The sequence below is a fragment of the Rugamonas violacea genome, assembly GCF_016461825.1.
Lineage (GTDB): Bacteria > Pseudomonadota > Gammaproteobacteria > Burkholderiales > Burkholderiaceae_D > Rugamonas.
In genome coordinates this window covers 46,437-60,418 of the sequence record NZ_JAEMNU010000113.1, presented here as the reverse complement: position 1 = coordinate 60,418, position 13,982 = coordinate 46,437, and the positions used below count along the sequence as shown (strand labels likewise).

Below are 13,982 nucleotides of genomic sequence, written 5' to 3'. Positions count from 1 at the left end.
CTCACCATGAGCGTACCCAGTCGGCGGTCAGCCGCGCCACCTCATCGCGCCAGGCGGCGCGCGAGAAGGTGTGGTCGGCATCGGCCAGCAGATGGCGGCTGATGCGCGGTGCCGCCAGCAGGCGCCGCCAGTGTTTCGATGAATCGACCATGTCGAGGAATTCCTTTGCCGTCAAATCGTTACCGCTGAAGATGAACATCACCTTGCCGGGGAAGTAGCGCAGCCCGGCCAGCATGCGCTCCGGCAGGGCGGCGGCGCCGGCCGGCGCGCTGATGTCGGACTTGGCCGAAGGGCCGGCCGGCGCTGCGGCGCTGCGCGTGTCGCCGGCAGCGCCGCTTGCGTTGCCGCCGCCGCCGCTGGTGCCGTTGCTGCCATCGGTGCCGCCTGCGCCGTTACCGCTGGCGCCATCCCTGCCGGCGCCGGCGCGCAGGCGCACGCCGCCGATCAGGGCCTCGTTGCCGGGCAACGGCGCGCCACCGGCGCCGGCGGTGGCCGGCGTGCCGGCGCGGCTGGCTTGTAGCAGTTGGCGCAGCGAGGCGGCGGCGGCGCGCAGGTCGAAGCGGCCGCCCAGCAGCTTGCGCCAGAACTCGCCCTGGCGCAGCCGCGCCAAATAGTAGTGGCGCAGGGTCGTGCGGGCGTAGCTTTCGCTGGTGCGCACCCAGGGGTTGAGTAGCACCAGGCCGGCCACGCGCGGGTCGCCGGAGGCGTAGAACAGGGCGGCGCTGGCGGCGTCGCACAGACCCCAGATGACGATGTCGCACAACGTCGGCACCTGGCGGGTGAATTCGTCGATGGCGGCGCGCAGGTCGGTGGTGACCGCCTCGAAGTCGCGCGCCGTGCCCTCGCTGTCGCCCATGCCGCGGTAGTCGAAACGCAGCACCGGAATGCCTTGCGCGGCCAGCGCGCGCGCCAGCAGGGTGAATTGGCGGTGGCTGCCGGCGCGGTACTGCGGCCCGCCCACCACCACCAGCACGCCGCGCGTGGCGGCCTGGCGCGGCCGGCTGAGGATACCGATCAGGGCGGCGTCGTCGCAGGAAAATTGCAGGGCGTGTTCGTCGAAGAGCATGGTGCGTCCTAGGCCAGTATGGCGCAGCTGGTATCGAGCAGGGCGGGGTTTTCGCTGATTTCCTGCGTCGCCCAGAACTGCGCGCCGACCAGCGGGTGGCAGTGCAGGTCGACGCCCTTGTCGCGCCAGGCCTGGGTGATGCGGGCCGAGGCCGGCGTCAGCTGGCCGTCGCCGCGCGGCGCCACTTCGAGCCAATGCACCGGGCAGCCGGTCACGGTCAGCGCGGCGGCGTCGAGCGCGTCGATGCTGGCGGCCAGCGCCGGCGCCAGCGCGTAGCCGGCGATCTCCAGTGTGGCGCCGTCGGCCAATTGGCGGCGCAGCGCGGCGGTGCTGTTGTCCTCGGCGGCGCCCTCGGCCAGCAGCTGGCCGGCCATCCGCAGGCGCAGGAATTGGGTCAGCAGCGTGGCGCCGTTGGCCGGGGTTTGCCACAGCAGCAGGCGTTGCGCCACGCCGGGCGCGGCGCGCGCATAGTCGAGCGCCAGCAGGGCGCCCAGGCGCAGGCCCCACAGGGTCAGCGGCTGGTCCAGGCGCTGGCGCAGCCAGGTGGCGCCGTTGGCCACGTCGGCCAGCCAGATCTCCCAGCGGGCGTCGGCGGCGTCGCCGGCGCTGTCGCCGCAGCCGTACAGGTCGAGCTGCAGCACGCCGTAGCCCAGCTGGGCCAGCGCGCGCGATTGCAAGGCGGCCATGCGGCGCGCCTTGTTCATCTCTTCGCCCCAGGGATGCAGGTAGAGCACGGCGCCACGGCAGCGGCCGGCGGGGGCGTGGTACAGGCAGAAGCGTTCGCCCGCCTCGGCCGGCAGGAAGAAGGGCAGGGCGCCGGGTGCGGCGGCGGACTGCGTCATGCCAGCTTGGCCTCGACGAAGCGGGCCAGGCTGCCGACGGTGGCGAAGGTGGCCGCGCCGATCTCGTCGTCGTGCACGGTGATGCCGAACTGCTCTTCGAGCGCGGTGATCAGCTGCACCACCGCCATCGAGTCGAGTTCGGGGACGCTGCCCAGCAGTGGCGAATCGGCGTCGAAGTCGGCGCTGCGTTCGCCCAGACTGAGGACGGCGCCGAGGATGTGTTTGACTTCACCAAGATACATGTCTACTCCAAAGGACTGCTAACGGGACTCGGCGGCGCCGCGCGCGGCGCCAGGCGGGCGCGCAGTTGGCCGAGCAGGGTGGGCGAGCGGCGCGAGAAGCGGTGCAGGCGCACCAGTCCCGGCCAGCGATAGTGGTTCAGGTGGTAGAGCGTGCGGATCTCTTCGGTCCAGCGGGTGTGCCATTCGAGCACCTTGCCGTAGAATTCGACGCGGCCGAAGCGGGCCTGCTCGAAGAACAGGCGGCAGCACTCTTCGCGCATCAGCAGGCTGGGCGACAGGCCCGAGGCGACGCTCTCGTCGTAGCTGGTCTTGAGCACGACGATCATGCCGTTGCCCTCGACGCACAGGTCCATCGCCACCAGCTGCTCATTGAACCAGTAGCGGTAGACGCTGGCGCTATCGCGGCGGCAGAAGGCCTCCAGCATGCCGCGGTAGAAGCGGCCCTGGTCGTTGTCGCCATGCAGGGCGGTGCCCAGGCCGGCCTTCCAGCCGGCGCTTTCCAGCCGGCCGAAGTCGCGCACCGCCTCGGCCATCTCCTCGGGCGCGCGGCTGATCTGCAGGCGCGCGACGATGCCTTCCTTGTGCAGCTTGGCGCGCTGCTTCTTCATGTTGGCGCGCAGGTTCTTGCCGCGCGCGGCCCAGTAGTCGTCGAAGCTGCCGTGCACCGTGATGTGGGCGGTGTCGATGTAGTCGATGCTGTTCTGGGTCGCGCTGTCGCTCGGGCGCGGGCCGTGCCAGGGATCGCACTGGGTCAGGCCGAAGATCAGCGGCGTGCCGGGCAGCTTGCGCATCAGGCTGTCGAGCAGCGGCGCGGCGTCGACCCCGGGGCGCTGCAGCCAGATGCCGAGCGGCGCCTGCGACGGCTGGAAGGTCTCCCAGACGCCGCGCCGGCGCGGCACGACGATGCCCATCAACAGCGTGACGCCGTCGCGCACATAGCACACCAGCAGTTCCTGGCCGTTGGCGAATTCGGCCAGCAGCGGGGTGACGAAGTCGGGGTCGAGCAGCGGCGAGGCGGCGCTGGCGGCGTTCAGTTCGCGCCATTGCTGTTTGTAGCCCTCGAAAGCGCCGGCGGGCAGGACGATCCAGCTCATGTTGGTTTCCTTGGTTGACGTAACACCGATGTGATCTGCTCGATCATCCAGCCCAGTTCCGTCTCGCGCAGCTCCTGGTGGCAGGGGAATTGCAGCACGCGGCGCGACAGGTCGACGCTGACCGGGCAGACCGTGGCGTCGACGCCGGGCCACAGGTATTCGCCGAAGCGGATCACCGGCACGGCGGCGCGCTTGAGGGCGTCGAACACCGGTTCGGGCGCGTCGACCAGCAGCGGGAAGACCCACGGGCAAACGCCGTCGGGCAGCGTATCGAACAGCGGGCGGCAGCCGGGCAGGCCGGCGACGGCGTCGGCGATGCGTTGGTAATGGCGTCGGCGCAGGGCGGCCATGCGCTCGCGCGAGACCAGTTTGAGCAGCAGGCGCGCGCAGTAGGACGAGCGCTTGGTCAGCCAGGCCGGGTCGAAGCCGAAACCGCCGTCCGAGGAGTCCGGCGCCAGCGCGGCGGTGGCGCCGGCGTGGCGCGCCTTGATGCGGTTCCACAGCAGGTTCTTGGCGCGTAGCGGCAGGCTGCACAAGGCTTTCAGCACGGGCAGGCGGCGGTAGGCGAAGGCGTCTTCCAGGGTGCTGAGCAGGACCTTGGCCTCGAAGCCGGCGCCGGCCGAGCTGAGTGTCACGCCGCCCAGGTCGTGGCGCGCCGAGACCAGGCAGCCGCCTTCGTACATGGGGAAGAACTTCATGCTGCTGGCGATGGCGTAGTCGCCGAAGCTGCCCAACGGGCGGCCCTGGTGCTCGCCGAGGAAGGAGTGGGCGCAGTCCTCCAGCATGCGCAGGCCGCGCGCGTCGCAGAAGGCGCGGATGCTGTGCAGCTGCTGGGGAAAGCCGAAGTAGTTGGTGACCATCAGCAGTCGGCAGTCGGCGTCCAGCTTGGCGGCGACGTCGTCCAGATCGACCGAGGCGTCCGGCCGGATGCGGTAGAACACCGGTTCGGCGCCGCACCAGATCACCGGCTCGACCATCGAGGCGCAGTGGTAGGCCGGCAGCAGCACGCGGGCGCCGGGACCGATGCCCATTTCGCGCAGCGCCAGGGCGATGGCGATGCGGCCGCTGGTGACCAGGCGCAGTTGGCCGGCGTCGAGGATACAGGGCACGCGGCGCGCGCCGCCCCGGCGCAGCGAGGCCAGCGACAGCACCGGCGTGACCGGCAGCGCCGGACGCGGATAGTCGGCGTCGGCGTGGGGTTGCTGTTGTTGCTGTTGTTGCTGGGCGGCGGCCCGGGGCGGACGCGGCGGCGCGGCTGTGTCCAGCGACAGGGGCGCGTCGACATCATAGCTGTTCATGAAACCCCATCTGTCTGGTGCTGCTTGGATCGGAATCAAAGGGCGCACGGTCGCACCGTGCGCCAGATCATGATGTTGCGCAGCCATGAGTATAGCGCCAGGTAAGGACTTTGCGTAGTAAAATTGAAACTGTCGTTTTTGCAACTAAGTTTCTTTACAGCTCATCCCGGGCCGCGTACCATACGTGACTATCGTTGTAATTTTGATATTTGCCGCGCCGGCCGCCGCGCCGCCGCGCCGTCGCAGCTCTGGACTTGATAGGGTGTCGAATGAGTCAACTGGTGCACGATCTATTGTTTGAGGCGGCGCGTCGGGCGCCCGGCGCGGAGGCGCTGGTGTATGGCGCCCGCCGGCTCGATTACGCCGGCCTGGCCGGCGCCGTGCGCGGCGCCGCCAGCGCGCTGTTGCGCCACGGTCTGGCGCGGCAGGAGCGCCTGGCGGTGTACCTGGAAAAAAATCTGGAAAACGTCACCGCCATGTTCGGCGCGGCGGCGGCCGGCGGCACCTTCGTGCCGGTCAACCCGCTGCTCAAACCGGAGCAGGTGGCGTATATTCTGGCCGATTGCAATGTCGGCGTCCTGGTCACCTCGGTCGAGCGCCTGCGCCTGCTCAAGCCGGCGTTGGCCGGCTGCCCGGAGCTGCGCCTGGTGCTGCTCACCGGTTTGGCGGCCGGCGCCGCAGTGCCCGAGTTGGCCGAGCTGCCCGCTCTGCGCTTGCTCGGCTGGGACGAGCTGATGGCCGCCGGCGCCTTGCTCGATGCCGCCGGCGCGGCCGACGCCGTGGCGCCGCACCGCTGCGTCGACGCCGACATGGCCGCCATCATGTACACCTCGGGCAGCACCGGCAAGCCGAAGGGCGTGGTGCTGTCGCACCGTAACCTGGTGGCCGGCGCCCACAGCGTCGCCGAGTATTTGGACAACTCGCCGGCCGACCGCATCCTGGCGGTGCTGCCCTTGAGCTTCGACTACGGCCTGAGCCAACTGACCACCGGTTTCCGCGCCGGCGCCAGCGTGGTGCTGCTCAACCACCTGTTGCCGCAGGACGTGCTGCACGCCGTGCGCGACGAGCGCATCACCGGCCTGGCCGGCGTGCCGCCGCTGTGGCGTCAACTGGCCGGCTTGAACTGGCCGGCCGATTGCACGCTGCGCTATCTGACCAACTCCGGCGGCGCCATGCCGCGCGTGACGCTGGACGCGCTGCGCCGCGCGCTGCCGGCGGCGCGGCCCTTCCTGATGTATGGCCTGACCGAGGCCTTCCGCTCGACCTATCTGCCGCCCGAGGAGCTGGAGCGGCGTCCCGATTCGATGGGCCGGGCCATCCCCAACGCCGAGGTCATGGTGCTGCGGCCGGACGGCAGCGAGTGCGAAGCCGACGAGCCGGGCGAGCTGGTGCACCGTGGCGCGTTGGTCGGCATGGGCTACTGGAACGATCCGGTCAACACGGCGCTGCGCTACCGCGTGCTGTCGCCGCGCCTGTCCGGCCTGACCCTGCCGGAGGTCGCCGTTTGGTCGGGCGACACGGTGCGCAAGGACGCCGAGGGCTTCCTCTACTTCATCGGCCGCAACGACGAGATGATCAAGACCTCGGGTTACCGGGTCAGCCCGGCGGAGATCGAGGAGGTGGTGTACGCCCGCCAGCAGGTGGCCGAGGCGGCCGCCTTCGGCGTGCCGCATCCGGCGTTGGGCCAGGCCATCGTGGTGGTGGCCAGCGCCCGCGACGGCGTTGCGTTGACCGCCGAGGCGCTGTTGGCGGCCTGTCGGCCCGAGCTGCCCGGCTACATGCTGCCGGCGAAGATCGTCATCTGGCCGGAGAGCCTGCCGCGCAACCCGAACGGCAAGATCGACCGCAAGCTGCTTAGTCTGCAGTTCGTCGCCGCCTTCGCCGAGCCGACGCCATGAGCGCGCCGCTACCCGACGCTATCCCGGCAGCGGCAGCGGCAGCGGGCGCGCCTACTGCTCCTATAGCGCCTGCCGCGCCCGTGCGTCCGCCACCGCAGCACGCCCCGCTGAACCAGTTCGCGGTGCGCGACGACAGCCTGCAACTGGGCGGCATGACGCTGCAACGTCTGGCCGAGCGGGTCGGCCAGACGCCGTTCTACGCGTATGACCGCGCGCAATTGAGCGAGCGCGTGGCGCAGTTGCGCCGCGCGCTGCCGGCCGAGGTGCATCTGCACTACGCCATGAAGGCCAATCCGATGCCGGCCGTGGTGCAGCACATGGCGCGCCTGGTCGACGGCCTCGACGTCGCCTCTGGCGGCGAGTTGCGGGTCGCCCTCGACACGCCGATGGCGGCCGACGACATCAGCTTCGCCGGCCCCGGCAAGCGCGATCAGGAACTCGCTTGCGCCATCGCCGCCGGCTGCGTGTTGAACATGGAGTCCGAACAGGAGATGCGGCGCATCGCCGCCATCGGCAGCCGCCTGGGCATACGTCCGCTGGTGGCGGTGCGGGTCAACCCCGACTTCGAGCTGCAGCGCGCCGGCATGAGCATGGGCGGCGGCGCCAAGCAGTTCGGCGTCGACGCCGAGCGCGTGCCGGCGATGTTGGCCGAGGCGGCCCAACTGGCGCTGGATGTGCGCGGCCTGCACATCTACAGCGGCTCGCAGAACCTCAGCGCCGCCGCGCTGGCCGAGGCGCAGGACCAGACATTGGCGCTGGCGGTGCGCCTGGCGCGGCACTGGCCCGGCCAGCTGCGCACGCTGAACCTGGGCGGCGGCTTCGGCGTGCCTTACTTCCCCGGCGAGCAGCGGCTCGACCTCGACGCCGTCGGCCGCCATCTGCACGGCATCGTCGCGGCGGCGCGCCAGCAACTGCCGGGCACCCGCATCGACATCGAGCTGGGACGCTATCTGGTGGCCGAGGCGGGCGTCTACGTCTGCCGGGTGATCGAGCGCAAGGAGTCGCGCGGCAAGGTCTTCCTGGTGACCGACGGCGGCCTGCATCACCACTTGGCCGCCTCGGGCAATTTCGGCCAGGTGATCCGCAAAAATTATCCTGTGGTGGTGGGCAACCGCGTCGCCGGCGGGCCGCGCGAGCGCGTCTCCGTGGTCGGTCCGCTGTGTACGCCGCTCGACCTGCTGGCCGAGCAGATGGAGCTGGCCGTGGCCGGCCCCGGCGACCTGGTCGCCGTGCTGCAGTCGGGCGCCTATGGCTGGACTGCCAGTCCGCAGGCCTTCCTGGGCCACCCGGCGGCGCTGGAAGTACTGGTCTGAACCCCCCTGCCGGCCGCTGGCCGGCGGCATCGATTGAAGGAGTGCCCATGTCGCACCTTATTATGTTGGGCCTGATGTTGAGCGCCATGTCGAACACCCGCTTGGCGCCAAAAATGCACCCGGCGGGAGTGCGACGATGAGCGGTATCTGCGGCTGGATCGGCCACGGCGGCCAGGAGGACGGCCAGCGCGGCCTGCTCAACGCCATGGCCGTGCCGATGCAGCGCTTCGACGACGCCGCGCTGCACAGCCACGTCGGCAAACTCAGCGCCGTCGCCGTGGCGGCCACGCCGGGCGCCGCGCTGCTGCTGCGGGTCGGCCCCTTGCAACTGGCGATCTGGGGCCGGCCGCGCCTGCGCGACACGGCGCTGGCGCAGCAAGCCCAGGGCGAGGGCCTGGGCCGCGTGCTGGCCGGACTGTGGCGCCAGGGCCCCGAGCTGTTGTGCCGGCAGCTGGCCGGCTCTTTCGCGCTGTGCCTGATCGACGAGACGGCCGGCGAGGCGCTGCTGGCCCTGGACCGCATGGGCACCTTGCCCTTGAGCTGGCAGCTGAGCGGCGAGACGCTGGTGTTCGCCTCCACCGCCGACGCGCTGCGCCGCCATCCGGCCGCGCCGTCGCGCATCGACCCGCAGAGCATCTACAACTATGTCTATTTCCACATGGTGCCCGGCCCGGACAGCATCTACCGCGAGCAGCGGCGTTTGGCCGCCGGCCACTACCTGCACTTCCGCCAAGGCCGGGTCGAGCAGCAGTGCTACTGGCGCATCGCCTTCGAGGAGCAGGGCGGCAGCTCGTTCGGCGAGCTGCGCGAGCAGTTCCGCCAAGTCTTGCGCAGCAGCGTCAAGGAGGCCGCCGACGGCGCCCGCAGCGGCGCCTTCCTCAGCGGCGGCACCGACAGCTCGACCATCGCCGGCGTCCTCAGCGAGGTCGGTGGCGCACCGGCGCGCACCTATTCGATCGGTTTCGACGCGCCCGAGTACGACGAGTCGGCCTACGCCCGCATCGCCGCCGAGCACTTCCACACCGAGCACCACGCCTACTATGTGACGCCGGAGGACGTGGTCAGCGCCATCCCGCAGATCGGCGCCGTGTTCGACCAACCGTTCGGCAACGCCTCGGCGGTGCCGGCCTACTACTGCGCCAAGCTGGCGCGGGCCGACGGCATCGAACGCCTGCTGGGCGGCGACGGCGGCGACGAGCTATTCGGCGGCAACGAGCGCTACGCCAAGCAGAGCGTGTTCGCCCGCTACGAGCGACTACCGCGCCTGCTGCGGCGCGCGCTGGAGCCGGCCGTCAACCACTTCCCCGGGCGCGACCGCCTGTACCTGACGCGCAAGGCGCACAGCTACATCGCGCAGGCCTCGGTGGCCATGCCGGCGCGGCTGGAGACCTACAACCTGCTGGGCCGCTACGGTCCGACGCAGGTGTTTACCGACGACTTCCTGGCCCAGACCGACGCCGGCGCGCCGCTGGCCAGCCTGAGCGCCACCTACGGCCGCAGCGAGGCGCGCAGCCTGATCAACCGCATGATGGCGCTGGACCTGAAGATCACGCTGACCGACAACGACCTGCCGAAGGTGGTCAAGGCCTGCGAACTGGCCGGCGTGCAGGTCGCCTTTCCCTTCCTCGACGACGCCATGGTGGCCTTCTCGGCGCGGCTGACGCCGGCGCAGAAGCTCAAGGGCACGCAGCTGCGCTACTTCTTCAAGGAGGCGCTGCGCGGCTTCCTGCCGGAGGCCATCCTGCGCAAGGAGAAGCACGGTTTCGGCCTGCCGTTCGGCGTCTGGTTGCAGGACCACGCCGGCCTGCGCGAGTTGGCCACGGCCAGCCTGCACTCGCTGGCCGGGCGCGGCGTGGTGCGGCCGGCCTTCATCGAACAGCTGCTCAGCCAGCACCTGCGCGAGCACGCCGGCTACCACGGCACCATGGTTTGGGTGCTGATGATGCTGGAGCAGTGGTATCAACAGCACGAGGACCGCCATGTCTGAACACCTGGCCGAACGCCTGGCGGTGGTGATCCCGTATTACCAGACCCGCCCCGGCATCCTGCTCAAGGCGGTGGGCTCGATCCTGGCGCAGCGCGGCGCCGGCGCCGACCACATCATCATCATCGACGACGCCTCGCCGGTGCCGGCGCGCGAGGAGCTGGCGGCGCTGCTGGCCGAACACGGCGCGCGCATCCGCATCGTCGAGCAGGCCAACGCCGGCCCGGCGGCGGCGCGCAATTGTGGCCTGGCCGAAGTGCCCAAGGGCGTCGAGTACGTCGCCTTCCTCGATTCCGACGACGAGTGGACCGAGCAGCACCTGCAGCGCGCCCGCACGGCGCTGGGGCAGGGCCACGATTTTTATTTCGCCGACCATTTCCAGCTCAACCAGAGCGTCAGCGCCTTCCAGCGCGCCGGCCGCATCGCGCCGGCGCAGCATCCGCAGCTGGGCGGCGGCGAGCAGCTGCACGCCTATGCCGGCGACATGTTCGACCAGATCCTGATGGGGAACATCATCGGCACCTCGACCGTGGTGTATCGCTACGCGCGCTTCCCGACGCTGCGTTTCCGCGAGCAGTTCGTGTATGCCGGCGAGGACTACCTGTTCTGGCTGGAGTTGTGCACGCTGACCCGGCGCATCGCCTTTTCGGCCGAGTGCGAGTGCCGTTACGGCGCCGGCGTCAACATCTTCTCCGGCTCCGGCTGGGGCACCGAGAAGTCGCTGCTGCGGCTGCACCACGAGATCAAATACCAGAAGGCCCTGCCGCGCCTGTTCAAGCTCAGCGAGCAGCACCGCGCCGCCAACCGGCGCACGGTCAGTGGCCTGCGGCGCAGCTTCGTCGCCGACCTGCTGCACCGGCTGCGCCACCGCAAGGCGATCGCGCCGGCCCTGCTGGGCCAGCAGTGGCGGGTCGATCCGCAGACCTTCTTCTACTCGATCCCGCTGGCGCTGGGCATCGTGCTGAAACGATGACGGCGCGGAGCATGGCGGCCGCGCCCGGCCGGCACAACAACTTCAACCTGATCCGGCTGGCGCTGGCGCTGCTGGTGATCGTCTCGCATGCGCCGGAGATGCTCGACGGCGACCGTAGCCGCGAGCTGCTCAGCCGCCTGTTCCACACGCTGTCCTTCGGCGAGCTGGCGGTCGACGGCTTCTTCATCCTCAGCGGCTACCTGATCCTGCAAAGTTGGCTGGGCCGGCCGCAGCCGCTGGCCTTCCTGCAAAAGCGCCTGCTGCGCATCGTGCCCGGCTATCTGTTGGCGGCGCTGCTGTCGGCCTTCGTGGTCGGCGCGCTGGGCGCCGGCGGCGGCTACTACGGCCAGTTCTGGTGGGGCGGCCTGGCGCGCAGCCTGCTGCTGCTCGACACCCCGGTCACGCCGGCCACCTTCGTCGGCAGCCACTACCCCAGCGTCAACGGCGCCATGTGGACCATCCACTACGAGTTCCTCTGCTACCTGACGGTGCTGGCGCTGGGCCTGGCCGGACTGCTGCGCTGGCGTCACGCCCCGCTCGCCGTGTTGGTGCTGTGCCTGTCGCTGTGGGGCGCCCTGGCGCTGGGCGCCTGGCCGGCGCTGGCCGGCGCCGCCCGCGAGGAGACGCTGCTGATGCTGCGCTTCTACAGCTGCTTCTTCACCGGCGCCAGCTACTTCAGCTACCGCGCCGTCATCGTCTACAGCGCTCGCGGCGCCTTGCTGGCGCTGGCCGTGCTGCTGGCCGGTTTGACCCAGCCGGCCAGCGCCGAGGCCGGCCTGCTGCTCGGCGGCGCCTATCTGCTGTTCTATTGCGCCTTTGCCGCCGGCGGCCCGCTGCTGCGGCGCACGCAGGACATGCCGGACGCCTCCTATGGCGTCTACCTGTACGGTTGGCCGGTCGGCAAGCTGCTGGCCTGGTATCTGCCGACGATTTCCCCGCTGGCGCTGGCCCTGGCCACCATCGCGCTGGCCTATCTGTGCGGTCGCCTGAGCTGGCACTGGGTTGAACAACCGGCGCTGCGTTTCAAATCGCAGGCCTGGAACTGGCGCGCTTCTGCATCTGCATCTGCAACGGCATCGGTAGCGGCATCGGTAGCGGCATCGGCGCCGGCGCTGGCCGCCGCGCAAAGGAAGAACGATGCGAACGCTGATTGTTGACCCGGTCGCGCCGGCGCCCTACAACCTCGATACCTTGCGCGGCGGCGCCCTGGGCGGCACCGAGGCGACGGTGATCCGCATCGCCGAGGGCCTGGACGCGCGCGTGCTGCAGCACAACCGGGCGCAGGACCAGGGCCGCTACCTGGCCGGCGCCGGCGCCGGCGCCGACGGCGCGGTGCCCGAGGCCAGCCACGTGGTGGTGCTGCGCGAGCCGGCCGCCGCGCTGGCGCAACGCCAGCGCTATCCGCAGGCGCCCATCTGGCTATGGCTGCACGACCTGTCCGGACCCGGCAGCGGCCGGGGCGACAAGCTGCTGGCCCACGCCGCGCGGCTGGCGGCGGCCGGCGTGACGCTGGTCTGCGTGTCCGATTTCCACGCCGGCCAGGTACGCCAACTGCTGGCCGCGCTGGCCGAGGCCGAGCGGCCGCGCGTGGTGCGCATCTACAATCCGGTCGACGTCGACGGTGTGGGCGCGGCCGGGCAGGGCGGCGCGGCCGCCGACTACGACCCGAACAAGCTGGCCTTCTTTTCCTCGCCGCACAAGGGGCTGGACTACACGCTGCACCTGTTCCGCCATCTGCACAAGCGCAATCCGGCGCTGCGCCTGTACCTGGCCAACCCCGGCTACCGCAGCGCCGCGCTGGACGCCCAGCCCGGCGTGGTCAACCTCGGCGCGATCCCGCACCACGTGCTGATGCAGCACCTGCGCAGCGCGCTGTGCGCCTTCTATCCGAACTATGTGTATCCGGAGACCTTCGGCCTGGTGCTGGCCGAGAGCAACGCGGTCGGCACGCCGGTGTTGACCCACGGCGTGGGCGCCGCCGCCGAGGTGCTCAGCGGTCCAGGCCAGTTGATCGCCGTGCCGCGCGTGCGCGCGCTGGCCGACAGCGTGTTCTGGCGCTGGCCGGCCTTGCGTCCGGTCGGCGAGCGCGGCCTGAACCTGCTCGGCGCCGCCGACGGCTACGCCGCCACCTTGCGCCGCTGGCAGCACGGCGAGCGGCCGCGCGTCAGCGGCCAGCCGCGGTTTGCCCTGGCGCGCGTGCTGGCCGACTGGCGCGCCGAGTTGGCGGGGGCGGCGCCATGATGGCCCGGGCGCCACTGCTGATCAGCATCCTCAACTGGAACGGCCTGGCCGACACGCTGGCCTGCCTGGCGACGCTGGAGGCGCAGCGCATCGACGACGCCGACGACCTGCCGTGGCAGGTGCTGGTGATCGACAACGGCTCGCGCGAAGATCCGCGCGCCGAGCTGGCGGCGCGCTTCCCCGCCGTCGAGGTGCTGCGGTTGCAGCGCAACGCCGGCTTCGCCGCCGGGCAGAACCACGGCCTGCGGCTGGCGCTGGCGCGCGGCCACGAGGCGGTGCTGATGCTCAACAACGACTGCGAGATCGACGGCGCGGCGATCGCCGCCATGCTGTGCCAGATGCGCACCGAGCCGCAACTGGCCGCGCTGTCGCCGCTGATCTACTGCCTCGACGCGCGCGAGAAGCCGCAGATGGTGGCGGCCTGGCTGGACTGGGACCGGCACTGCTCGGTGCGGCCCTCGCTGCCGACGGCGCCGCGTCCGCCCGGTCTGCCGGTGATGGTGCCGGGCACCGCGCTGATGCTGCGCTGCGAGGCGCTGGCCGGCATCGGCCTGCTCGACGAACGCTACTTCGCCTACTACGAGGACAACGAGTTGAGCGCCCGCATCGCCGCCCACGGCATGGCCGCCGCCTACTGCCAGGAGGCGCGCGCCTGGCACGCCAGCCGGCCGGTGCGCCAGTACAGCGAACTGGCCTTGTACCTGAGCGCGCGCAACGCCTGGCTGTTTTGGCGCGAGCACACGCCGCCGGCGCGCCGGCGCGGCCTGTTGCGCCACCTGCTGGCGCAGTCGCTGGGCGAGCTCGCCACGCTGCGCGCGGCCGGCGAGGAGGCCAAGTGCCGCGCCGTGGTGGCCGGCTTCTGGGACGCGCAATGGCGCCGCTTCGGCCCGCCGCCGGCGCGCCTGCGCAGTCCCTGGTGGTTGCGCCAGTTGATGTGCCGCGCGCCGTTTTTGCTCAGCCAGCTGCTGCTCGATCCCCGCGCGGTCCTGCGCGCGCGGCTGGCGCGCTGGCGGCGCGCGGCTTGAGCGGGC

Annotated in this window: 12 protein-coding genes; 7 read left to right on the top strand and 5 right to left on the bottom strand. The window is 70.9% G+C overall.

All coding sequences use genetic code 11. The features are described 5' to 3' along the window. Position 1 precedes the first annotated feature (1 nt). The 5 genes from H7U20_RS30800 to H7U20_RS19975 are packed head-to-tail and all read right to left on the bottom strand — an operon-like array spanning position 2 to position 4,542. Positions 2 to 1,066, bottom strand: coding sequence for a hydrolase 1, exosortase A system-associated (locus tag H7U20_RS30800; protein WP_199760896.1), 1,065 nt, complete (start codon positions 1,064 to 1,066; stop codon positions 2 to 4). Between the two features lie 8 nt (positions 1,067 to 1,074). Then, the gene (locus tag H7U20_RS19990) at positions 1,075 to 1,908 is read right to left on the bottom strand and encodes a hydrolase 2, exosortase A system-associated (RefSeq protein WP_199760895.1); all 834 of its coding nucleotides are present in this window, start codon (positions 1,906 to 1,908) and stop codon (positions 1,075 to 1,077) included. Next, positions 1,905 to 2,150 (bottom strand): acyl carrier protein, encoded by a 246-nt coding sequence (locus H7U20_RS19985; protein ID WP_199760894.1) that lies wholly within the window; start codon positions 2,148 to 2,150, stop codon positions 1,905 to 1,907. The genes H7U20_RS19990 and H7U20_RS19985 overlap by 4 nt, the downstream gene beginning before the upstream one ends. Positions 2,151 to 2,152: 2 nt before the next feature. Next, positions 2,153 to 3,244 carry a GNAT family N-acetyltransferase gene (locus H7U20_RS19980; protein WP_199760893.1) on the bottom strand — a complete coding sequence of 364 codons (1,092 nt, stop codon included), beginning with the start codon at positions 3,242 to 3,244 and terminating at the stop codon, positions 2,153 to 2,155. Further along, entirely contained in the window at positions 3,241 to 4,542 is a 1,302-nt protein-coding gene (locus tag H7U20_RS19975) for an aminotransferase class I/II-fold pyridoxal phosphate-dependent enzyme (protein WP_199760892.1), read from the bottom strand. Before H7U20_RS19975 ends, H7U20_RS19980 begins: the two co-directional genes overlap by 4 nt. A 269-nt stretch (positions 4,543 to 4,811) precedes the next feature. Between H7U20_RS19975 and H7U20_RS19970 the strand changes: the two genes are divergently transcribed. The 7 genes from H7U20_RS19970 (at position 4,812) to H7U20_RS19940 (ending at position 13,976) form a co-directional block, all read left to right on the top strand. Further along, positions 4,812 to 6,440, top strand: coding sequence for an acyl-CoA ligase (AMP-forming), exosortase A system-associated (locus H7U20_RS19970; RefSeq protein WP_199760891.1), 1,629 nt, complete (start codon positions 4,812 to 4,814; stop codon positions 6,438 to 6,440). 80 nt (positions 6,441 to 6,520) lie between these two features. Continuing rightward, entirely contained in the window at positions 6,521 to 7,753 is a 1,233-nt protein-coding gene (locus H7U20_RS19965) for a pyridoxal-dependent decarboxylase, exosortase A system-associated (RefSeq protein ID WP_370593201.1), read from the top strand. 136 nt (positions 7,754 to 7,889) lie between these two features. Next, positions 7,890 to 9,740: an asparagine synthetase B family protein gene (locus H7U20_RS19960; protein WP_199760889.1), complete on the top strand. Its 1,851-nt coding sequence runs from the start codon at positions 7,890 to 7,892 to the stop codon at positions 9,738 to 9,740. Continuing rightward, positions 9,733 to 10,710, top strand: a complete 978-nt coding sequence (locus H7U20_RS19955; RefSeq protein WP_199760888.1) for a glycosyltransferase family 2 protein — start codon at positions 9,733 to 9,735, stop codon at positions 10,708 to 10,710. The genes H7U20_RS19960 and H7U20_RS19955 overlap by 8 nt, the downstream gene beginning before the upstream one ends. 11 nt (positions 10,711 to 10,721) lie before the next feature. After that, positions 10,722 to 11,867: an acyltransferase family protein gene (locus H7U20_RS19950; RefSeq protein WP_199760887.1), complete on the top strand. Its 1,146-nt coding sequence runs from the start codon at positions 10,722 to 10,724 to the stop codon at positions 11,865 to 11,867. Then, the gene (locus H7U20_RS19945) at positions 11,848 to 12,951 is read left to right on the top strand and encodes a glycosyltransferase family 4 protein (protein ID WP_199760886.1); all 1,104 of its coding nucleotides are present in this window, start codon (positions 11,848 to 11,850) and stop codon (positions 12,949 to 12,951) included. The genes H7U20_RS19950 and H7U20_RS19945 overlap by 20 nt, the downstream gene beginning before the upstream one ends. Further along, on the top strand, positions 12,948 to 13,976 hold the full coding sequence (locus H7U20_RS19940; RefSeq protein WP_199760885.1) for a glycosyltransferase family 2 protein: 1,029 nt from the start codon (positions 12,948 to 12,950) through the stop codon (positions 13,974 to 13,976). The genes H7U20_RS19945 and H7U20_RS19940 overlap by 4 nt, the downstream gene beginning before the upstream one ends. The last annotated feature ends 6 nt before the right edge of the window (positions 13,977 to 13,982 follow it).